The 19,473-nt window shown below is 70.1% G+C and carries 18 protein-coding genes; 6 read left to right on the top strand and 12 right to left on the bottom strand.

The window, feature by feature from the left end; genetic code table 11:
* Positions 1 to 65: 65 nt before the first annotated feature.
* Both QRX50_RS12450 and QRX50_RS12445 read right to left on the bottom strand, forming a co-directional pair.
* On the bottom strand, positions 66 to 1,463 hold the full coding sequence (locus QRX50_RS12450; protein ID WP_285972095.1) for an NAD-dependent malic enzyme: 1,398 nt from the start codon (positions 1,461 to 1,463) through the stop codon (positions 66 to 68).
* A 127-nt stretch (positions 1,464 to 1,590) separates the two neighbouring features.
* Positions 1,591 to 1,773, bottom strand: coding sequence for a hypothetical protein (locus tag QRX50_RS12445; protein ID WP_285972094.1), 183 nt, complete (start codon positions 1,771 to 1,773; stop codon positions 1,591 to 1,593).
* 92 nt (positions 1,774 to 1,865) lie between these two features.
* Between QRX50_RS12445 and QRX50_RS12440 the strand changes: the two genes are divergently transcribed.
* Positions 1,866 to 4,106: a helicase-associated domain-containing protein gene (locus QRX50_RS12440; RefSeq protein ID WP_285972093.1), complete on the top strand. Its 2,241-nt coding sequence runs from the start codon at positions 1,866 to 1,868 to the stop codon at positions 4,104 to 4,106.
* 4 nt (positions 4,107 to 4,110) lie between these two features.
* Here the strand turns inward: QRX50_RS12440 and QRX50_RS12435 are convergent, their stop codons facing one another.
* On the bottom strand, positions 4,111 to 4,479 hold the full coding sequence (locus QRX50_RS12435; RefSeq protein WP_285972092.1) for an aldo/keto reductase: 369 nt from the start codon (positions 4,477 to 4,479) through the stop codon (positions 4,111 to 4,113).
* A gap of 38 nt (positions 4,480 to 4,517) precedes the next feature.
* Between QRX50_RS12435 and QRX50_RS12430 the strand changes: the two genes are divergently transcribed.
* Positions 4,518 to 4,949 carry an SbtR family transcriptional regulator gene (locus QRX50_RS12430; RefSeq protein ID WP_285972091.1) on the top strand — a complete coding sequence of 144 codons (432 nt, stop codon included), beginning with the start codon at positions 4,518 to 4,520 and terminating at the stop codon, positions 4,947 to 4,949.
* A 4-nt stretch (positions 4,950 to 4,953) separates the two neighbouring features.
* Here the strand turns inward: QRX50_RS12430 and QRX50_RS50265 are convergent, their stop codons facing one another.
* From QRX50_RS50265 to QRX50_RS50255, 7 genes are all read right to left on the bottom strand, one after another.
* The gene (locus tag QRX50_RS50265; protein WP_434533265.1) at positions 4,954 to 6,618 is read right to left on the bottom strand and encodes a DUF742 domain-containing protein; all 1,665 of its coding nucleotides are present in this window, start codon (positions 6,616 to 6,618) and stop codon (positions 4,954 to 4,956) included.
* A gap of 3 nt (positions 6,619 to 6,621) precedes the next feature.
* Positions 6,622 to 7,047, bottom strand: a complete 426-nt coding sequence (locus QRX50_RS12420; RefSeq protein WP_285972090.1) for a roadblock/LC7 domain-containing protein — start codon at positions 7,045 to 7,047, stop codon at positions 6,622 to 6,624.
* A 394-nt stretch (positions 7,048 to 7,441) separates the two neighbouring features.
* Complete coding sequence (locus QRX50_RS12415) at positions 7,442 to 8,050, bottom strand: GTP-binding protein (RefSeq protein ID WP_285972089.1); 609 nt, start codon at positions 8,048 to 8,050, stop codon at positions 7,442 to 7,444.
* Positions 8,031 to 8,795, bottom strand: coding sequence for a DUF742 domain-containing protein (locus QRX50_RS12410; protein WP_285972088.1), 765 nt, complete (start codon positions 8,793 to 8,795; stop codon positions 8,031 to 8,033). The genes QRX50_RS12415 and QRX50_RS12410 overlap by 20 nt, the downstream gene beginning before the upstream one ends.
* 27 nt (positions 8,796 to 8,822) lie before the next feature.
* Positions 8,823 to 9,299 carry a roadblock/LC7 domain-containing protein gene (locus QRX50_RS12405; protein WP_370643691.1) on the bottom strand — a complete coding sequence of 159 codons (477 nt, stop codon included), beginning with the start codon at positions 9,297 to 9,299 and terminating at the stop codon, positions 8,823 to 8,825.
* On the bottom strand, positions 9,296 to 10,906 hold the full coding sequence (locus QRX50_RS50260) for a sensor histidine kinase (RefSeq protein WP_434533264.1): 1,611 nt from the start codon (positions 10,904 to 10,906) through the stop codon (positions 9,296 to 9,298). The genes QRX50_RS12405 and QRX50_RS50260 overlap by 4 nt, the downstream gene beginning before the upstream one ends.
* Complete coding sequence (locus QRX50_RS50255; RefSeq protein ID WP_434533263.1) at positions 10,876 to 12,369, bottom strand: nitrate- and nitrite sensing domain-containing protein; 1,494 nt, start codon at positions 12,367 to 12,369, stop codon at positions 10,876 to 10,878. Before QRX50_RS50255 ends, QRX50_RS50260 begins: the two co-directional genes overlap by 31 nt.
* 762 nt (positions 12,370 to 13,131) lie before the next feature.
* On the opposite strand from QRX50_RS50255, the gene QRX50_RS12395 reads away from it, so the two are divergent.
* The 4 genes from QRX50_RS12395 to QRX50_RS12380 are packed head-to-tail and all read left to right on the top strand — an operon-like array spanning position 13,132 to position 16,558.
* Positions 13,132 to 14,094 carry an ABC transporter substrate-binding protein gene (locus QRX50_RS12395; RefSeq protein ID WP_285974437.1) on the top strand — a complete coding sequence of 321 codons (963 nt, stop codon included), beginning with the start codon at positions 13,132 to 13,134 and terminating at the stop codon, positions 14,092 to 14,094.
* A gap of 1 nt (position 14,095) precedes the next feature.
* Positions 14,096 to 14,863: an ABC transporter permease gene (locus tag QRX50_RS12390; protein ID WP_285972087.1), complete on the top strand. Its 768-nt coding sequence runs from the start codon at positions 14,096 to 14,098 to the stop codon at positions 14,861 to 14,863.
* Entirely contained in the window at positions 14,860 to 15,687 is an 828-nt protein-coding gene (locus QRX50_RS12385; protein ID WP_285972086.1) for an ABC transporter permease, read from the top strand. Before QRX50_RS12390 ends, QRX50_RS12385 begins: the two co-directional genes overlap by 4 nt.
* A gap of 22 nt (positions 15,688 to 15,709) precedes the next feature.
* Complete coding sequence (locus QRX50_RS12380; protein ID WP_285972085.1) at positions 15,710 to 16,558, top strand: ABC transporter ATP-binding protein; 849 nt, start codon at positions 15,710 to 15,712, stop codon at positions 16,556 to 16,558.
* A 66-nt stretch (positions 16,559 to 16,624) separates the two neighbouring features.
* Here QRX50_RS12380 and QRX50_RS12375 read toward each other — a convergent pair whose 3' ends face one another.
* Positions 16,625 to 17,842, bottom strand: coding sequence for an acyl-CoA dehydrogenase family protein (locus tag QRX50_RS12375; protein WP_285972084.1), 1,218 nt, complete (start codon positions 17,840 to 17,842; stop codon positions 16,625 to 16,627).
* A 44-nt stretch (positions 17,843 to 17,886) separates the two neighbouring features.
* A complete protein-coding gene (gene mdlC, locus QRX50_RS12370; protein ID WP_285972083.1) occupies positions 17,887 to 19,470 on the bottom strand; it encodes a benzoylformate decarboxylase in 1,584 nt (527 codons plus the stop codon).
* Positions 19,471 to 19,473: the final 3 nt, after the last annotated feature.

Here is a 19,473-nt window from a genome sequence, read left to right as displayed (position 1 = left end):
CCCGGCTGACAAAAGGCCCCGTCACCGCGGTGAGCGATGACGGGGCCTCGGGGCAGTTCGGAACCTCAGCCGGCCGTGGCTTCCGCGCGCACGGCCGCCTTCACGGCTTCGGCGACGGCCGGGGCCACCGCGTTGTCGAACACGCTCGGCACGATGAACGACGCGTTGAGCCGGCTCTGGTCCACCACGTCGGCGATCGCGTCGGCAGCGGCGAGCAGCATGTTGTCGTCGATGTTGTGTGCGGCGGCGTCGAGCAGGCCGCGGAAGACGCCGGGGAACGCCAGCACGTTGTTGATCTGGTTCGGGAAGTCGCTGCGACCGGTGGCGACCACGGCGGCGTGCTGCTGCGCCTCCAGCGGGTCGATCTCCGGGTCCGGGTTGGCCAGCGCGAAGACCACGGCGTCCTTGTTCATCGTCGCCACCTGGTCGGCGCCGAAGAGGTTCGGGGCGGAGACGCCGATGAAGACGTCGGCGTTCACGAGGGCCTCGTGCAGCGTGCCGGCCTGCTTGTCGCGGTTGGTGTGGTTCGCGATCCAGGTGAGGTTGTCGTCGAGGTTGCCGCGGTCGGGGTGGACGATGCCATCGATGTCGGCGGCCACGATGTCACCCGGGTTCTTGCGCAGCAGGAGCCGGATGATGGCCGAGCCGGCCGCGCCGACGCCGCTGACCACGATCTTGCAGTCCTCGATCTCCTTGCCGACCACGCGCAGCGCGTTGCGCAGGGCCGCGACGACGACGATCGCCGTGCCGTGCTGGTCGTCGTGGAACACGGGGATGTCGAGCTGCTCACGCAGGCGCGCCTCGATCTCGAAGCAGCGCGGCGCGGCGATGTCCTCGAGGTTGATGCCCGCGTAGACCGGCGCGATTGCCTTGACGATCTTGATGATCTCCTCGGTGTCCTGCGTGTCCAGGCACACGGGCCACGCGTCGACGCCGGCGAACTTCTTGAACAGCGCCGCCTTGCCCTCCATCACGGGCAGCGCGGCGGCCGGGCCGATGTTGCCGAGGCCGAGCACGGCCGAACCGTCCGTGACCACGGCCACGGTGTTGCGCTTGATGGTCAGGCGGCGCGCGTCCTCGGGGTTCGCGGCGATCGCCTGGCACACACGGGCGACACCCGGCGTGTACGCGCGGGAGAGGTCGTCACGGTTGCGGAGCGCGACCTTGGGCGTGACCTCGATCTTGCCGCCGAGGTGGATCAGGAACGTCCGGTCGGAGACCTTGCGGACCTTCACGCCCGGCAGCGAGTCGAGCGCCTGGGTGATGTCCTGCGCGTGGTTCTCCGACAGCGCGTTGGCGCTGATGTCGACCACGATCGTGTCGGCGTGCGACTCGACGACGTCGAACGCCGTGAGCACTCCGCCGACGCGGCCGACGGCGGTGGTGAGGTCACCGGCGGCCGTGGAGGAAGCCGGGGCCTCGACCCGGACGGTGATCGAATACCCGGGACCGGGAACCGGCATGGCACTAACTCCCCGCTGGGAAACCTGTGGCTAGGACACTTCGAACACTAGCCCCGTGACCGCCGCCACCTGACCCCAACCGGGTGACTGACCAGTAACTACGGTTGGTTCCCCCAGAAGTGGGGAATCAGCGGTTGATTTCCGTCTCCGGGTGCACGTAGGGCACCGTGTCGAGCGGGAAGGTCATGTCACCGAACGGCGACAGCGCGCCCTGACGGTCGGATGCGAGCTCCGACACGGGGTGCTCACCGTCTTCCGCCGGCCAGGTGGGGTCGATGCCCTTTTTCCTGCCGTTCTCGCCCTTCGCCACAACGCCCTCCATTGACCTGGTGCCGCCGGTTCGCCCACAGTCTGCCCGAACACCCCCGGCGCCCGCTCACCCGCCCGGTATCCTGGACGTCTATGCCCGCGACCTCTCTGGCGGACTGGCTGCGTGCGGAGTCCGACGACGCACTCGCCGACCTGCTGCGCACCCGTCGCGATCTGTCGACCCCGCCGCCTTCCGACACCACCGTGCTGGCCACGCGCGCCGGCACGCCGGGCTCCGTCGCGCGCGCCTGTGAGGACCTCGACACGTTCACGTTGGCCGTGCTCGACGGCTTGCTCGTGGCCGGGGCGGACACCGCGCCGGTTTCCCTGGCTTCGGTTGCGGCACTGGTCGGAACAGACATTTCGGGCCCGTTGAAGCGGTTGCGGGCGCGGGCGCTGGTCTGGGGCACGGACGACGAGCTGCGGGTGCCGCCCGCGGCGCGGGACGCGTTGGGGCCGTTCCCGGCGGGGCTCGGGGCGCCGTCGCCGGCGATGGCTTCGACCGACTTGGCCGCGCGGCTGGCCGAGGTCGGTGACGACGAGCGGAAGGTGCTGACGGCGCTGGCCGCGGGCCCGCCGATCGGGCGCACGCGCGACGCGAGCTTCGACGTCTCGCTGTCCGATGCGGCCACACCCGTGCAGAAGCTGCTGGCGCGTTCGCTGCTGCTGCGGCGCGACGACCAGACAGTGGAGCTGCCGCGCGAGCTGGGTCTGCTGCTGCGCGGCGGGGTGGCGTTCGAGGCGGCCACGCTGGTCGAGCCGAAGCTGCCCGTTCATCCACATCAGACGGACACTGTGGACTCTACCGCGGCCGGCGAGGCGATGGAGTTGCTGCGGCAGACGGAAACGCTGCTGCGTTCGTGGTCGGTCACGCCGCCGACCGTGCTCAAGTCCGGCGGGCTGGGCGTGCGGGAGCTGCGGAAGCTGGCGAAGGACCTGGAGTCCGACGAGGCTCGCGCGTCGTTCGTCGCGGAGCTGGCCGTGGGCGCCGGTTTGGTGGCCGACAGCGAGGCGACCGCGCCGGAGTGGGTGCCGACCACGCTCACGGATTCGTGGCTCGCGTCGCCGACCGTGCAGCGCTGGATGACGCTCGCGCAGGCGTGGCTGGAGCTGCCGCGGCTGCCCGGGCTGGCCGGCGGGCGGGACGCGAAGGACAAGCCGATCGCGCCGCTGTCGGAGGATCTGCGCCGGCCGCTCGCGCCGGTTTCGCGTCGCCGGGTGCTGGTTGCTTTGGGAGATCTGGCGCCTGGTTCCGGGGTGAAGAGCGTGGACGAGCTGGTGTCCGTGCTCGCGTGGCGCGCACCGCGGCGAGGCGGACGGCTGCGCGACGAGACCGTGCGCTGGACGATGGCCGAGGCGTCGGCGCTGGGCCTGGTCGGCCTGGGCGCGCTGACCACCGCCACGCGGCTGCTGCTGGAGGACGACCGCGCCGGCGCCGTCGAGGCGATGCACGACGCCCTGCCCACGCCGGTCGACCACGTGCTCGTGCAGGCGGACCTCACGGTCGTCGCGCCGGGCCCGCTCGAGCCCGAGCTGGCGACCGCCATGGCCGCCGTCGCCGACATCGAGTCGGCCGGGCACGCGACGGTCTACCGCGTCACCGAGACGACCGTGCGCCGCGCCCTCGACACCGGCCGCACGGCCGACGAGCTGCACGCGCTGTTCCGTGCCAAGTCCGCCACCCCCGTGCCGCAGGCGCTCACGTACTTGATCGACGACGTCGCCCGCCGCCACGGCCGCCTCCGCGGCGGTGCCGCCGGCTCGTTCCTTCGTTGTGACGACGAAGCCCTGCTGGCCGAGGTGCTCGCCCATCCCGTCGCCGCGGAGTACGACCTGCGCATGATCGCGCCGACGGTCCTCATCAGCCCCGTGCCACTCGGCGAAGTCCTGGAAGCCTTGCGCAGCGCGGGTTTCGCGCCCGCCGCCGAAGGCCCGGACGGCCGCGTCGTCGACATCCGCCCGTCCGGCCGCCGCCTTCCCGCGCGCGCCCGCGCGGCCCGCTCGCGCCCCGGCGAGCAGGCCGTCCTCACCGACGACCAGGCCACGCGCATCGTCGCCAACCTCCGCGCCGGCGACGCGGCCACCGCCCGCCGCCGCGGCTCCGCCGTTCGCGCCCACTCCGGCGGCGGCGCCGACACCACCGCCACGCTGGAACTGCTCTCCCGCGCAACCCTCGAACGCCGCGAGGTGTGGATCGGCTTCGTCGACTCCCGCGGCACGGCCAGCCAGCGCGTCGTGCGCCCGGTACGCGTCGGCGGCGGTGTGCTGGAGGGCACGGATCACGAGCGGTACCCGTTGCACCGGATCACTTCGGCTGCGCTGGTGGAGGAATAGGTCCTCACCAGGCGTAGGCCTCCGGCGCCGGTTTCGCGCCGTTCGGGCCCGGAGCCGGGAAGACGCGGTCCAGCTCGGCAAGGGTGTCCTCGTCCAGCTTGAGCGCGAGGGCACGCAGGGCGCCGTCGAGGTGGGCGGAGGTGCGGGGGCCGATGACGGGACCCGTCACGCCGTCTTGGGCCAGCAGCCAGGCAAGGCCGACGCCCCCCGACGTGGCACGGTCGACGTGGTGCATCTGGCACAGGTCGACGTGGTCGGTCCGCAGCCGGCGCAGGGACGCGTCGATCGTGTGGCGGATGCGGCGCGCGGACAGGCGCGTTGGCGGTGTCGAAGAACGTGATGCCGTGCTCGTGCGCGCGATCCATGAGGGCATGGCTGTCCTCTTAGGACGTTCGCGAGCCGAAGTTCATCGTGCACCGGCGTTTCACGACCAGGGAAGCGCTCGTCGACGCGCAGGCGTTGTGGGCCACGCAGCGTTTCGCGTCCGCGGTGGACGCCGCGCACCCGGATGCCGTGCCGCCACTGGTGGCGCTTTACCAGACGACGGCGAACGTCCTCGGCGTGAAGATCGGCTGGGGCTTCGCGATGAGCCAGGCGTCATCGGCGAACGCCGAGGTCGCTCGCGTGCACGCGGAGGTGCACGAAACTTGCGTGCGGCTTTTCCGGCGCGCTCAGGAAGCCGGCGTGCTGCGCGCGGACCTGGACCTCGACTGGACCCGCCGCGTCTACTACGCGCTCATCCGCGAAGCCGCGCAGGACACGGACACGAAGAGCGCCGACGCGCTCGCGACGATCGTCGTCGACACGCTGCTGCGCGGCGCCGGCACCGGCAGTGCCCTCTGACGGCTCAGAGGTTGCGCAGGCCCTGCAGGACGCGCTCCATGAAGTCGCGCGAGGAACGGTCGCCCAGGACGATTTCGGTCTGGTGGATGAGAACCAGGCCGATGTCGGCCATGTCGCCGACCAGGATCTTCACCACGCCGAGCGGCAGGTGGAGGTGGGCGGCGATCTCGGCGACCGAGCGGGTGTCCAGGCAGAGATCGCAGATGCGGCGGTGCTCGATCGAGCGCACGCCCCGGTAGCGGCGGCCGTCGTCGCTGGTGGAGACGAGGGCTTCCAGCGCGAGGTTGTGGTCGGAGCGCGTGCGGCCGCGAGTGCGGGCGTAGGGGCGGACGCGGGATTTCGCCGGTTTCGCCGCTGGGGCCCGGTCTTCGCGGGACCAGGCCTGCTCGGACTCGGGTGAATACGGCTCGGCCGGATACTGATCCTGGTGTGCCGCAACGGGTTCAGTCGCGTACGGCTCGGCCCGGGACGGGTACCCGGCAGGCTCGGATGAATACGGCCCAGCCGGGTACGAATCCTGCTGCGGCGCAACGGGTTCGGGAGCACGGCGGCGGCCGGTGGTGCGCTCCGGGGGTTCGGCAAGGCGGTGCTGGGCGTCGGCCGGCGGGAGGTAGCCGACGTCGGCCGGGGTGGGGCGGTAGGGCCGGTCGCGGTCGGCCGTGTCGACGGCGGCGCGGCGCCCACGCTGGTCCGAGTGCGAAGGCGCGACGACGGCGTGGCGGCCGGTCGACTCGGAAGGCTCGTAGGCGGGCTCTTCGAAGTAGCCCGAGGAGTACTCGCCGGCAGGGGCCCGGTGGTTCTCGGCGGGGTACGACTCCGGTGCGGCAGAACGGTTGTAGTCCGCGGGATAACCCGCATCGGCGGCCGGCAGCTGGTGGTGGTGGCCGGAGGCGTACGGCTCAGCGTGCTGGTACCCCGACGCGTAGGCATCCGAAGCGGGAGTCTGGCGGTAGCCCAAAGCGTAGGCATCCGAAGCGGGAGCCTGGCGGTAGCCCAAAGCGTAGGCATCCGAAGCGGGAGTCTGGCGGTAGCCCAAAGCGTAGGCATCCGAAGCGGGAGCCTGGTGGTAGCCCGACGCGTAAGCGGCATCGGAAGCCGGTGCCTGGTGGCGGTACGCGTCAGCGGCAGGCGCCTGCTGGTAGCCCGAAGCGTAGGCCGCGTCCGAAGAAACCGGCGCCTGCTCATGGCCATAACCGGAACCGTGGGACTCCGGAACCCGCTGGTACCCCGACGCGTAAGCAGCATCCTGCTCGTACCCCGCCGCACGCGCAGGCTCCTCCACCGCGGCCAGATGCCGCCGCTCCGGAGCCTGGTAGTAAGCCGAGTCCTCCGGCACCTGACGATCCTCGTGCGTCAGGTACGACTCGGCGTCGTAGTACCCCGAGGAAGTCCCGGTCTCCTCCCAGTACCCCGACCCCCCGTCCTCGACCCACTCGTACCCGTCGTCGTCGTAGTACTCGGAAGACGCAGGCGCGGCCGGAGCAGGAGCAACCGGGCGAACGGGAGCAGGCGGCGGCACAGCGGAAGCAGCCGGCCGCCGGTGCGGCAGCATCGTCTTCAGCGTGCTCAGCTCGAAATGGCTCGGCGAGTCCACGCCTTCCCGATCGGTGCCCTTGTGCAGCGCGTCCCAGGCGCCCGTGTCCTGGTCGCCGAAGCCGGAGATCCTCATGTACTAACCACGCACCCCGCCCTGGAGCTGGGCGCGCAGTTCGGGCGTGATCTGCTGGCCGACGCGCTCCACGAGCAGCGTCATCTCGTACGCGACCGTGCCGATGTCGCACGTGGGGGCGGCCAGCACGGCCAGCGACGACCCGTCGGACACCGACATGAGGAACAGGTACCCGAGCTCCATCTCGACCACCGTCTGGTTCACACCACCGGCCTCGAAGCAGCGTGCGGCGCCCTGAGTGAGGCTCACGAGGCCCGACGCGACGGCCGAGAGCTGTTCGGCGCGCTCCTGCGGCAGACCTTCCGACGGCGCGAGCAGGAGACCGTCGGCCGACACCAGCACGGCGTGCGCGGCGCCGGGCACCCGGCGCACGAAATCCGTGATCAGCCAGCTGAACGTGCCCTGGCCTTCCTGGCCGGAAACGGTCACTGTCCCTCCAAACTGGTCGAACACCGCCGAACACCGCCATGATCGCCGGGCGGGCGTGAAGACGCCGTTCCAGCGTATTCACCCGCCCGACACTGTCGAGTCCGCGTCGGGCGAGCACCCGGGCACTGTGCGTACGCATCCGGACGCACACCGCGCGAGCCCCTCCGGGACCACGCATCCGTGGGTCACTCGGTGGTGGCGCCGGCAACTGTGCGCAGCGGGGTGTCTGTGCAGGTCACCGGCCATTCGGCTGCCCGTTCGGGCCTTGCCGGCCCCGACCGTACCGAAGAGCGGGCGGGGCGCCCTACTCCGGTCGGAGGCACCACTCCCCGAAGCGGGTGAAGCACGTGGAGTTCACTCCAACGGCCGCACCCCGCTCCGGGTACTCGGGTTTCTAGCCTGCCCTCAGTGCCGTGTCGTGAGCGATGGCGTGCTGTACGACCGAGATCAGCACCTGCTTGGCCGAGTCACGCTCGCGCGCGTCGCAGGCCATGATCGGCACCGACGGGGAGATCGTCAGCGCGTGCCGCACGTCTTCGATCTGGTGGTGCAGCAACCGGTCGAAGCAGTTGATCGCGACCACGTACGGCAGTTTCCGGTTCTCGAAGAAGTCGATGGACGGGAACGCGTCGGCGAGCCGCCGCGTGTCCACCAGCACCACGGCCCCGATCGCACCGACGGCGAGGTCGTCCCACATGAACCAGAACCGGTGCTGGCCCGGCGTGCCGAACACGTACAGCACGAGGTCCGAGTCGAGCGAGATCCGGCCGAAGTCCATGGCGACCGTGGTGGTCGTCTTGTTCGGCGTGGCCGAAGTGTCGTCGTGGCCGACACTCGCCTCGGTCATCATGGCCTCGGTGGTCAGCGGGTCGATCTCCGAGATCGCCCCGACCAGCGTCGTCTTGCCCGAACCGAACCCACCCGCGACCACGATCTTGGCCGACGAGGTCGGACCCGTCACCTGCGGTGTGTTCGCGTCGGAGTCAAATTCTCCGAAGCCCACTGAGCACCCTTTCCATGAACTCGATACTGGGGCGGTCGCCCGAGGAAGTACTGCTGGTGGTGTGCACCAGCACCAGTCCGAGACCCGCCACGTCACCAATGAGCACCCGCACGACGCCCAGCGGCAGGCGCAGCAGCGCGGCCACCTCCGCGACCGAGCGGGTGTCGATGCACAGATCGCAGATGGACCGGTGCTCGGGCACGCGCACGCGGTCCAGCACGCGCCCCTGCTCGCTGGTCGAGACCAGGGCCTCGATCGCGAGGTCGTAGGTCGGCCTCGTCCGGCCGCGCGTGCGGAAGTACGGGCGCACGAGCCCGGACGTCTCCACCTCGGCCACCGGCGGTTCGTCCACGTACTCGCCCGCGGCCTGCATCGGCAGGGCTTCGGCGAGCTCGTTGGACGACGGTCCCGGCGAGCCGTCGCGTTGCGCGCTGAACGCCGCGAACTCCGCGGAGTCATACAGCGGCCCGCTCGCGCCGCCGAACAGCTCGGCACCCGGACCGCCAAGGAGGCGGTCGCGGTACTCGCCGGTGATCGGTTGCTGCCCGGCGTTGGAGTCCGTCAGCCAGTTCGGCGGCTCCCGCACCGGATCCGCGTCGGATCCCGTGGCGCGCCGGGCGCGCCACTCGCGGTCCACTCGGTCCCGGAAGGACTTCCAGTCCTCCCGGCCTTCGCCGGCCTCGGCCCAACCGCCGGTGAAATCGTCACCGAGCCGGCCATCGCCCCTCAAGCGCCCGTCGTCCACGGTCTGCTCCTGAAGTTCCCGATCCGCCTAGCGGCGGATCGCAGCGCCCTGCAGTTGCGCGCGCATTTCCGGCGTCAGCTGCTGGCCGACTCGTTCGACCAGCAACGTCATCTCGTACACGACGAGACCGATGTCGCTGTCCGGCGCGCCCAGCACCGCGAGGCACGAGCCGTCGGAGACCGACATCAGGAAGAGGAAACCGTTGGCCATCTCGACCACGGTCTGCGCGACCGGGCCGCCTTCGAACACCTTCGCCGCGCCGCGCGCCAGGCTGGTCAGCCCGGAGGCGACCGCCGCCAGCTGATCGGCCCGGTCCTTCGGCAGCCCTCGCGAAGCCGCGAGCAGAAGCCCGTCGGCCGAAACGACCACCGCGTGGGCCGCGCCCGGAACCCGGTGGACGAAGTCCGTGATCAGCCACGCGAAGCTGCCCGCCACGCCGCCGCCGGCCCTGCCGTTCGGCTGCGCCGAGCCGCCACCCGGCTGCACTGCACCCGCCCGTGTCACTGTCGCTCCTCACTGCTGTCGCTCACATACCCGGACCCGGTGACGCGTACGCCTTCGTCGTCGAGCCGGGCTTCGTCGGCCGGCCGTTCCTTCAAACTGTGCCGTCCGGAGGTGTACCCACGCTGGAAGCTTGCCATCCTGTTGCGGGCCGCGGCAGCCGAGCGGGTGATAGCACCCGTTCCGGGCAGACCGGAAGTCGCGTCGGTGAACGAATTGTGCTGGTCATCCGGTGCCGAGTCACCGCCGATCGAGCCCGGCACGAGGTACGCGTTGGGCACCCGCTTGGGCAGGCCCGCCGGCGTGATCTCCTCGGCCTTCTTCTCCAGCAACGACTGCGCGGCCTGCCAGCCCTCGTCCGACGCGCTGCTCCAGCCGTCGTCGGAACCGGGGTAGAGAGGCGTCGCTTCGATCGGCTCCTCCTCACGGCTGTCAAAGGCGCTGTCGATCCCGGACGGCTCCTCGGCGGCGGCCGGGGCCCCGTTCGTCGCCGGGGCCCCGAGTGCCTCGGCGGCTTTCGGTTCCGCCGGAGCCGTCTCGGCCGGGGCCGCGTCGGCGGCCGGAGCGCCGTGCTCGTCGGCCGCACCGGGTTCGCCGTCCTCGCTGCCCTCGCTGAACCACCGCGAAAGCACCGACTGGTAGATCGGCAGGCGCCGCGTGGGCACGTCGTCCTCGAGGGCCGACGCACCGTCGTCCACGGCCGGATCCTGGCGCTGCGGCTCCTCCGGCGCGACGTATTTCGGTTCGCGCTTCGGGAGCACCAGCGGCGGGAACTGGGTCTCCGACAGGCTCGCACCATCCCCGTTGGACTGCTGGGTGAGCGGGGCGAGATCTTCGGCCGTCGGCCACGCCGGTGCTTCCGGCAGCGACGCCTCCGGGCTCAGGAACGGCCCGGCCGCGCGGTTTCCGGCCACGAGGTCGTCGAGGCTGATCGGCTGGTCGAGCGGCACGAGGCCACCGTTGGACTGCGCCGGCACGGCCGGTGCGGGCGGAGCCGCGGGCGGTGCCGAAGGAGGCGGTGGCGTCGAGTCGAACTGCGAGTCGAACTGGTCGAACTGCTGCCGGTTGACCGGCGGCAGGCTCGGGTGCGAGACCTCGTTGCGGTTCAGCGGCGGCGGCGTTTGCCGCGGCGCGGGGTTGTTGACGCGCAGCTGCGTGAGCAGCTCGGCCGGCACCACCACGCGGGCGATCACGCCGCCCTCGATGTCCTCGTTCTCGCGCAGCCGCACCTCGATGCCGTGGCGCTGGGCCAGGCGCGCGACCACGTACAGACCCATTCGCCGCGTCACCGAGACGTCGAGGTCCGGCGGGTCGGCCAGGCGCTGGTTGACCTCGGCGAGGCGGTCCTCCGTCATGCCGACACCGTGGTCGGTGATCTGGATCGCCAGGGCCTTCTTACGTGTGACGACGGCGCGGACTGTGACCTTCGTCTCCGGCTCGGAGAAGTAGGTCGCGTTGTCCAGCAGCTCGGCGAGCACGTGCACGAGGTCGTGGATCGCGAGGCCCTGCACGGCGACCTCGGGGACGATGCCGACCTCGATGCGGGCGTACTGCTCGATCTCCGAGACCGCGGCGCCGATCACGTCGGCCGCCGGCACCGGCTTGGGCACGGACTTCGCGAGGCCGGCGCCGAGAGCACCAGCAGCGACTCACCGTTGCGCCGCAACCGGGTGGCGAGGTGGTCGAGCTCGAACAGGCTCGCCAAGTGGTCCGGGTCCTGCTCGTCGGCCTCGAGCCGGTCGATCACGCCGAGCTGGCGTTCCACCAGCCGCTGCGACCGCCGCGAGAGGTTCACGAAGATGCCGTTGACGTTCTCGCGCAGCAGGGCCTGTTCCGCGGCCATCTTCACGGCCTGGCCGTGGACCACGTCGAACGAGCGCGCCACTTCACCGATCTCGTCGCGTGAGGTGACCGGCACCGGGTCGACAGCCTTCTTGGACGCGTTGACCGGGTCCGGATCGTCCAGAATGGACTGAACCGTCTCCGGCAGCCTCGTGTAGGCCACATCGAGTGCCGTGGTCCGCAGCACGCGCAGCGGCCGCAGCATCAGGCGGGCGATCACGAGCATGAGGATCAGCGCCGCGATGAGCGCCGCGAGCACGATCACCCCGCCGACCCACGCCGAGCGCACGGCCGAGCTGGCCAGGTCGTCGGCTTGCGTCCGCAACTGCGTGAGCAGGTTCGTCTCGACCGCGCGCATCTTGTCGGAGGCGACGGTGCTGTCCTGCCCGAGCTGCGTCGGGTCGATGTTGAGCGCTTCGCCTTGCTGCGCGAAGGAGAACGCCTGCGTCTGGATGCGGCGCCGGTCGTCGACCTCCGGGCCCGAGACGGTGTCGGAGTACAGCTGCACCTGGTCGTCGGTGGCGTTCGCGAGGAACGCCGCGATCGACGCGTCGCCACTGGCCTCGGCGGCGCGCGTCTCGTCGAGCAGGTCGCCGGGGAAGCCGTTGCGGAAGGCCGCGATCTGCAGGGCCGTGTCGCCGCGGAGCGTGAACTCCTTGGCCTCACTGATGGCCTGCGTGCTGTTGCCCAGCCGCAGCAGGTCCCGGTCGGTGACCGCGGTGGTCACCTCGCGGCCCAGCTGGATGAGCGAGTTGAGGATGGAGGAGTAGGTGTCGAGCACCGCGACGTCGGAGTAGGACGACGAGCCGACGGCCGCGCGGAGCGGGCGCAGCGCGTCGAGGCGCTGGATTCCGCGGGCGTACCGATCAGCGGTGGCCTGGTCATCGGGATTCAGGTTGACCAGCGAGTTGCGCAGGTCCTCGACGTCGTGGTCGACCTTCGCGATCTGCGCGTCGAGCCCGGTCTGGCGCAGCGCGTCGCCGGAGGAGATCCGCGCGACGGCGAGGCTGCGCTCACCCTGCAGGTCGTGGATGACCGTGGTCACCTTGCCCGCGAACGCGACCTGGTCCGCGGTGTGGCCGAGCTGCACGGCCTGCTGCGCGTCGTCCGCCACCCGCAGGGCACCGAGCACCAGCGCGGTGAGCGTCGGAATGATCAGGATGAGAGCGAGCTTCGAGCGAAGCCGCCAGTTGTTCAGCGCGAAGACCGAACCCCGTCGTGCGGGATTCACCCCACTTTCGCGCGCAGGGGCCCCTCCCACCCCCGCGGTGTCTTCGTTCGGCACCGCCGCACCACCATCTTCGTCCGGGCCCGAGGGACCCTGTGAGTTGAAGCCTGCCGTGCCCGCGACCACTACCCGCACGCTCCCGGCAGCCCGCCCGGCACCTCAGCGGCCCGGTCAGCCTGGGCCATTACACCCTTTCGGGCGAAAAGATCCACTTCCAGGTGCGGTTTCGCGCCGCCCTGGACGCGGAATCGGTTCAGTACTTGCATGGCGTTCGGTCCCCGCACTGGTCGATCACTGGTCCATTAGGCCTAAGCCACCAGTCCGCCGACGAGCGCCGGCCCGCGCAGAGTGCCTCTCAGCGAGGCTGACTCTCACTACATCGGTGGTCCACACCTCACACTGCCGGAGCAGAGGGTAGCGAACGACTCGGTGATTTGTAACCCTCTTGACAGCCGATCCGGAACACCCAGGTAGCGGATCAAGCCGATTCGTAGTTGGCTCCGACGTGCCAGATGATCTTCAAATCGACCACCTCGATCCCCTGATCGAGTGATTCACGCCACTGTCGGACCGTTGATGAACACCCATTGTGATGGATGCGTCGCTTCTCTACAGTAGCCGCGTGACTCCGGACAATGAGCCACACCCACCAAACCCAGCACTGGTCAACACCCACGTGACCTCATTCTCCAAGGAGTGGCCTTGTTTGAAACAGCCGGGAGCAGCCAGGCAAGACTCGGGCGCCGTGGCTTCCTCTCCCTCGCCATGGCGAGCGGCGTCGCACTGACCGCGAGTGGCTGCGGCCTGCTCGGAGGTTCGGACGACTCGGGCAGCACCAACGGCGCGTCGGGGCTCGAGAAGACGAAGATCAAGGTCTCGATCATGCCGACGATCGACGTCGCGCCGTTCCACCTCGCGGTGCAGAACGGCTACTTCAAGGACGAAGGCCTCGAGGTCGAGTCCGTCGACGCCGCCAGCGGTGACGCGTCCGTGACGAAGCTCCTGTCCGGAGAGGTCGACATCGCCTACGCGAGCTACACGCCGTTCTTCATCGCGAAGAGCAAGGGCAACGCGGACATCAAGTTCGTGTCCGACGCCTCCTCGGCCGGCCCGAAGAGCACCGAGATCGTGGCCATGCCCAACGGTTCGGTGAAGAGCGTGCGCGACCTGGCGGGCAAGAAGATCGCCATCACCGCGCAGAACACCATTTGCGACACCCTGACCAAGTCCGTGATGCGCGACAACGGCGTGGACTTCTCCAAGGTGCAGTGGGTTTCCCTGCCGTTCCCGAGCATCGGCGCGGCCGTGAAGCGCGGCGACGTGGACGCGGGCTTCCTCACCGAGCCGTTCATCACGGGCTCGGCGAAGACCAACGGCACGGTGCCGATCATCGACACCGCGACCGGTGCCACCCAGGACTTCCCGACCGCGGGCTACGGCGCGCTGGGCAAGTTCACTTCGGCGAGCCCGAAGACCGTGGCCGCGTTCCAGCGCGCGATGCTGCGCGCCACGAAGGAGTCGGCGGACCGCTCGAAGATCGAGCCGCTGATGGTGCAGTTTTCGAAGGTCGACGAGGCCACCGCCTCGCTCACCGCGCTGCTCACCTTCCAGTCCACTCTGGACGCCCGTCGTCTGCAGCGCGTGCCGGACCTGCTGCAGCAGTTCGGGTCGATCCCGGCCAAGATCGACGTCGCGCAGATGATCGTGGCGCAGCCGAGCGCCTCCTGACGTGCGGATCGTTCGGAACCTGGTCGGCCTGCTCGGCTTCCTCCTGATCTGGGAGGTCGTCGTGCGGGTCGGCCTGATCGACCAGAACGACGTGCCGCCGCCCACGGTCGTGTTCGCGCGCATCGGCGAGCTGTTCGGCGACACGGAGTTCGTGCGTGACGTGATCGCGTCCGTGCTCGCGTGGCTGATCGCGATGGCCGTGTCCATCGCCGTCGCGGTGCCGGCCGGACTGTTGCTCGGCAGCGTGCGCTGGCTGCGCGACGCGACCAAGGCGATCGTCGAGTTCCTGCGGCCCATCCCTTCCGTGGCGTGGATCCCGCTGATCCTGATCGTGGTCGGCGGCGGACCCGAGTCGAAGATCCTGCTCGCGGTCTACGCCGCCGTGTGGCCGATCCTGTTCAACACCATCTACGCGATGGCCGAGATCGACCCGGTGCTCATCGAGACGGCGCGCTCCTACGGCACGCCGAAATCGCGGCTGCTGACCTCGGTGGCGCTGCCGCACGCGGCGCCGTTTGTGTTCACCGGCATCCGGATGTCGGCGGCGATCTCGCTGATCCTTGTGATCAGCACGGAGTTCCTCGCCGGGGCGAAGCTGGGTATCGGGCAGTTCGTGCTCGAGGCGTCGTCCGGCTCCGGGCGGATGGACCTGGTGCTCGCGGGCACCGTCGTGGCCGGGGTGCTGGGATTCCTCGCCAACGAAGGGCTCGAACGGCTGGGCAAGCGCCTGTTCCGCTGGAGCAGCAACGACGAAGGGGACGTCGCGTGACCGTCGTCGGCAAGCCGGTAAGCGCCGCGCGCAGCCGCGTGGCCCGCGGCCTGAGCGGGTTCGCGCGCAAGTGGCTGCTGTTCGTGGTGCTCGTGGTGATCTGGCAGGTCATCACGCAGTTCACGGAAAGCGTGTTCTTCCCGCCGCCCACCAAGATCGTCGCGGCGGCGGTGAAGCTGTGGTTCTCCGGCCCGGCTTCGCACGTTTTCCTCGGCCAGGCGGTGTTCGACCACGTCCTGCCGAGCCTCGCGCGCGTGCTCGGCGGCTGGCTGCTCTCGGTGGTGCTGGGTGTCGCACTGGGAACAGCGCTCGGGCGTTCGAAGACCGGCATGGACTACGTGGGGCCGCTGTTCGCGTTCTTCCGCGCGATCCCGCCGCCCGCGCTGGTGCCGGTGTTCATCGTGTTGTTCCACATCGGACCGGGCATGCAGATCGCCACGATCATCTTCGGTTCCGTGTGGCCGATCGTGCTCAACACCGTGGACGGCGTGCGTTCGGTCGACAAGGTGAAGGCGGAGACCGCGCGGGCGTTCCGCACGCCGCGGTTCTACTGGATCACCACGGTCGTGCTGCCGGCCGCGATGCCGAAGATCTTCGCGGGTCTGCGGCTTTCGCTGTCGATCTCGCTGATCCTCATGGCGATCTCGGAGCTCGTCGGCTCGCTCAACGGCATCGGCTACGCCCTGATCGCCGCCCAGCGCGCGTACGATTTCGACCAGATGTGGGCGTGGATCGTGCTGCTGGGCATCCTGGGTTACGGGTTCAACGCGGCCCTGCTCGCCGTCGAGCGCCGGGTGCTCAAGTGGCAGCCCGGCCGTCCCTAGAACTTTCCGGAAGGTAGTCAGAATGTCGACCATGCTCGAGGTCTCCGACCTCAGCCACCGCTACGGCGCGGGCGACAAGGCGCATGTGGCCGTGAACGACCTGACGTTCACCGTCGAGGCGGGCCAGCTGGCGTGCATCGTCGGCCCTTCGGGGTGCGGCAAGTCGACGCTGCTGCGTGCGATCGCGGGCCTGGTGCCGCCGACGTCGGGCACCGTGAGCCTGCACGGCGACCTGGTCACCGGCGTGCCCGACGACCTCGCCGTGGTGTTCCAGGACTACAGCCGCTCACTGTTCCCGTGGCTGACCGTGGCGAAGAACGTCGAGTTCCCCTTGCGCTGGACCAAACTCCACAAGGCCGAGCGGCGCAAGCGAGCCGCTTCGGCGCTCGAAGCGGTCGGTCTGGCCGGGGTCGGGGCCAAGTTCCCGTGGCAGCTTTCGGGCGGCATGCAGCAGCGCGTGTCCATCGCGCGGGCGCTGGCTTCGCGGCCGGCACTGCTGATCATGGACGAGCCCTTCGCCTCCGTCGACGCGCAGACGCGCTTCGAGCTGGAGGACCTGCTGCGGCGGGTACAGCGCGAGCAGGGCACCACGGTGCTGCTGGTGACGCACGACATCGACGAGAGCGTGTACCTGGGCGACCGGGTGCTGGTGCTGTCGAAGTCGCCGGCGCGGATCGTCGCCGACCTGCCCGTGGGCCTGCCGGCGGAGCGGGACCAGATCACCACGCGGGAGTCGGCCGAGTTCGTGACGCTGCGCGGTGAGGTGGCGCGGTTGCTGCACGGGCCGGCTTCGGCGGCGGTGGCGGATGAAGCCGAGCGTGAGCTGGTGGAGTCCGAAGAGGCCGTGGTCAAGGCTGAGGCCAAGAGCTGAGGGGTGTTCTCGCAAAACGGGGCACCCTGCCGGGTGCCCCGTTTTCTTTTCTCAGTACTGCCTGTCTCAGGCCTTCGCTCGGGAGTCCGGGCCGGTCTCGTCGGGCCCGATCTCCGGCAGCGTCCGCACGCCGAGCACGTTGGCGCCCACCAGCTTGCGCGTGGCGAGGTTGCCCATCGGCATGAACGTGCTCGCCTGCACGTCGCGCCACATCCGCTCGAACGGCAGCTTCTTCGTGTACGACATGCCGCCCAGCACGTCGACGAGGCGCTGCATCACCTGCACGGCGTTGTTGGCCGCCACGTACTTCACGACGGCGCAGCGGGCCACTCCGTCCTGCACGTCGCCGGTGAAGAGACGCCTCGACATCACGTCTTCGGCGTGGCTGCGGATGAGCGCCCGCGAGCTGTCGAGGAGGATCTGGCATTCGCCGATCACGTCCTGCAGCACCGGATCGCCCGTTTTGCCGCGCTTCTGCAGTGAACGGACGGTCCAGTCGAGCGCACCCGCCGCGACTCCCGTGTAGACGGCCGAGAACGCCGGCATCGCCCACGACCACACGGTTTCCAGCACCCGTGCGTCGAGGTGCTTCACCGGCAGCGAGTGGACGACCGCGCTGTCCTCGACGAACACCTTGGCGAGTTCGACGTCGTTGCTCTGCGTGCCGCGCATGCCCATGGTGTCCCACGTCTGGTGGATCGTGACCCCGGGCTGGTCGAGCGCGATCTGGCACAGCAGCAGCCGCGGGCCGCCTTCGGCGTCCTCGTACCGCGCGGTGGTGGAGCAGTGCGTGGCCACGGCCGTGTTGGTGGCGAAGCTCTTGCGGCCGGTGAGCTCGAAACCGCCTTCGACGCGGACGGCCTCGGTGTTCGAGTCCGTCATGTCGTTGCGCAGGCCCGTTTCGCTGGTCACCGACGCCCAGATCAGCTTGCCGTCGGCGGCTTTCGTGAGCAGCTCGGCCAGGCGCGGCGACTGCGTGCGCCGCCAGACGCTCGCCCACTGCCCCAGCGGCGAGAGGTGCATCGTGAACGCGAGCGCGGTGGCGCCGTCGCCCATCGCCAGGCGCTCCAGCACGGGCAGGATCTCCGGCAGGCCCGCGCCGAAGCCGCCGAGCTCCTCTGGCACGGACAGGCGCAGGAAACCCGCTTCCCGCAGGTCGTCGTAGTTCTCGTGGGGGAAGGAGTTCTCGCGGTCGTGCAGGCTGGCGCGCTCGGCGAAGGCGTCGGCGAGCTTGCCGGCCTGTGCGACGAGTTCCTGCTGTCCGGGAGTCAGTAGAGGCTGCACCAGGTCATCCAAACAGCGTCACCCGGTCGGGTCAATCGCGAAGATCAATACAGTTTCTGCGGATTCGGGTCCACCTTCACATGGACGAGCGCGGGGCCGTTTTCGGCGAGGGCGTCGGTGAGGGCCTCGCGCAGGTCACCGCCCTTTTCGACAGTACGCGCGGGCACGCCCATGCTCTCGGCCAGCTGCGCGAAGTCGATGCCGCCGAGCTCGGTGCCTGGCACCTTCTTGCCACCGGCCGACTCACCGAGGATCCGCACGGCCGCGTACTGCGCGTTGTCCAGCACCACGAAGGTGACCGGCACGTTCTGGCGCGCGGCCGTCCACAGTGCCTGCACGCAGTACATGCTGGAGCCGTCGCCGAGGATCGCGACGACCTTGCGGTCGGGCCGGCCCAGCGCCGCGCCGACGGCCGCCGGGAGGCCGTAACCGAGCGTGCCACTCGCGACGGTGAGGAATCCCGTGTCGGTGGAAGTGATCGGCAGGTGGTCGTGGAGGCAGTTGCGGTGGCTCGGCGTCTCCTCGACGACGATCGCGTTGTCCGGCAACAGATCCGCGACCGTGGCGTAGGCGAAGTCCGGCGAGATCGGTGTGGTTTCGGCGGGCTTGGCCGGCTTCGCCTGCGGGGCCGGGATTTCGCGGCTTTTCTTGGTGACGCTGCCGGTGAGGGCCTGGATGGCGAGCTTCGGCGTGGACCGGATGCCGGTGCCGTTGCCCGCGCGGGCGAGGATCTGCTCGTCGTCGCTCACGAGGTACAGCGGCGGCAACGGCTCCTCCGGCTCGCCGCGGTACACGTGGTAGGTGAACGCGGGCGCGCCCAGCACCACCACGACGTCGTGCTCGCGCAGCGCCTCGGCCACCGCCTTGCGTTCGGGGTGCAGGAAGCCGAGGAACAGGTCGTGGTCCTCGGGGAACGAGCACCGCGACGACATCGGCGCGGCCCAGACGCCGGCCTTGAGCTTCTCGGCGAGCGCGACCACGTCCGGCACGGCGCCGTCGCCGTCCACACTGGCGCCGACGACCAGCGCCGGGTTTTCCGCTTCGTCCAGGGCTTTCGCGAGCTCCTGCAGAGCGGCGGGGTCGGGCGCGAAGCTCGGTGTCCGCCGGCCGGCGGGCAGCGGCATGGTCGCCTCGGCGTCCCAGTCGTCCACGGGCACGGAGACGAACACCGGACCCTGCGGCGCCTGCGTCGCGATGTAGTACGCGTGCGCGATCGCGGCCGGCACGTCCTGCGCCCGCGCGGGCTCGATGCTCCACTTCACGTAGGGCTTCGGGAAGCTCGCCGCCTCGACGGCCCCCAGGAACGGCTCGTCCGGCAGCAGCGAGCGCGTCTGCTGCCCCGCCAGCACGATCAACGGCGCCCGGTCGCGGAAAGCGGTGAACACGTGGCCCAGCGAATGGCCCACGCCACCGGCCGAGTGCAGGTTCACGAGCACCGGCTTGCGCGTCGCCTGCGCGTACCCGTCCGCCATCGCCACGACGGCCGACTCCTGCAGCCCGAGGACATAGGTGAAGTCGTCGGGCCACTCGGTCAGGAACGCGATCTCCGTGGTGCCGGGGTTGCCGAACACCGTGGTCAGGCCGAGATTCCGGAGCAGTTCCCGCGTGGCGTCGCGAATCGTGCGCATGAT

Source organism: Amycolatopsis sp. 2-15 (assembly GCF_030285625.1).
GTDB classification, from domain to species: domain Bacteria; phylum Actinomycetota; class Actinomycetes; order Mycobacteriales; family Pseudonocardiaceae; genus Amycolatopsis; species Amycolatopsis carbonis.
The sequence above is the reverse complement of the archived record's forward strand: the minus strand, read 5'-3'. Positions and strand labels throughout refer to the sequence as shown.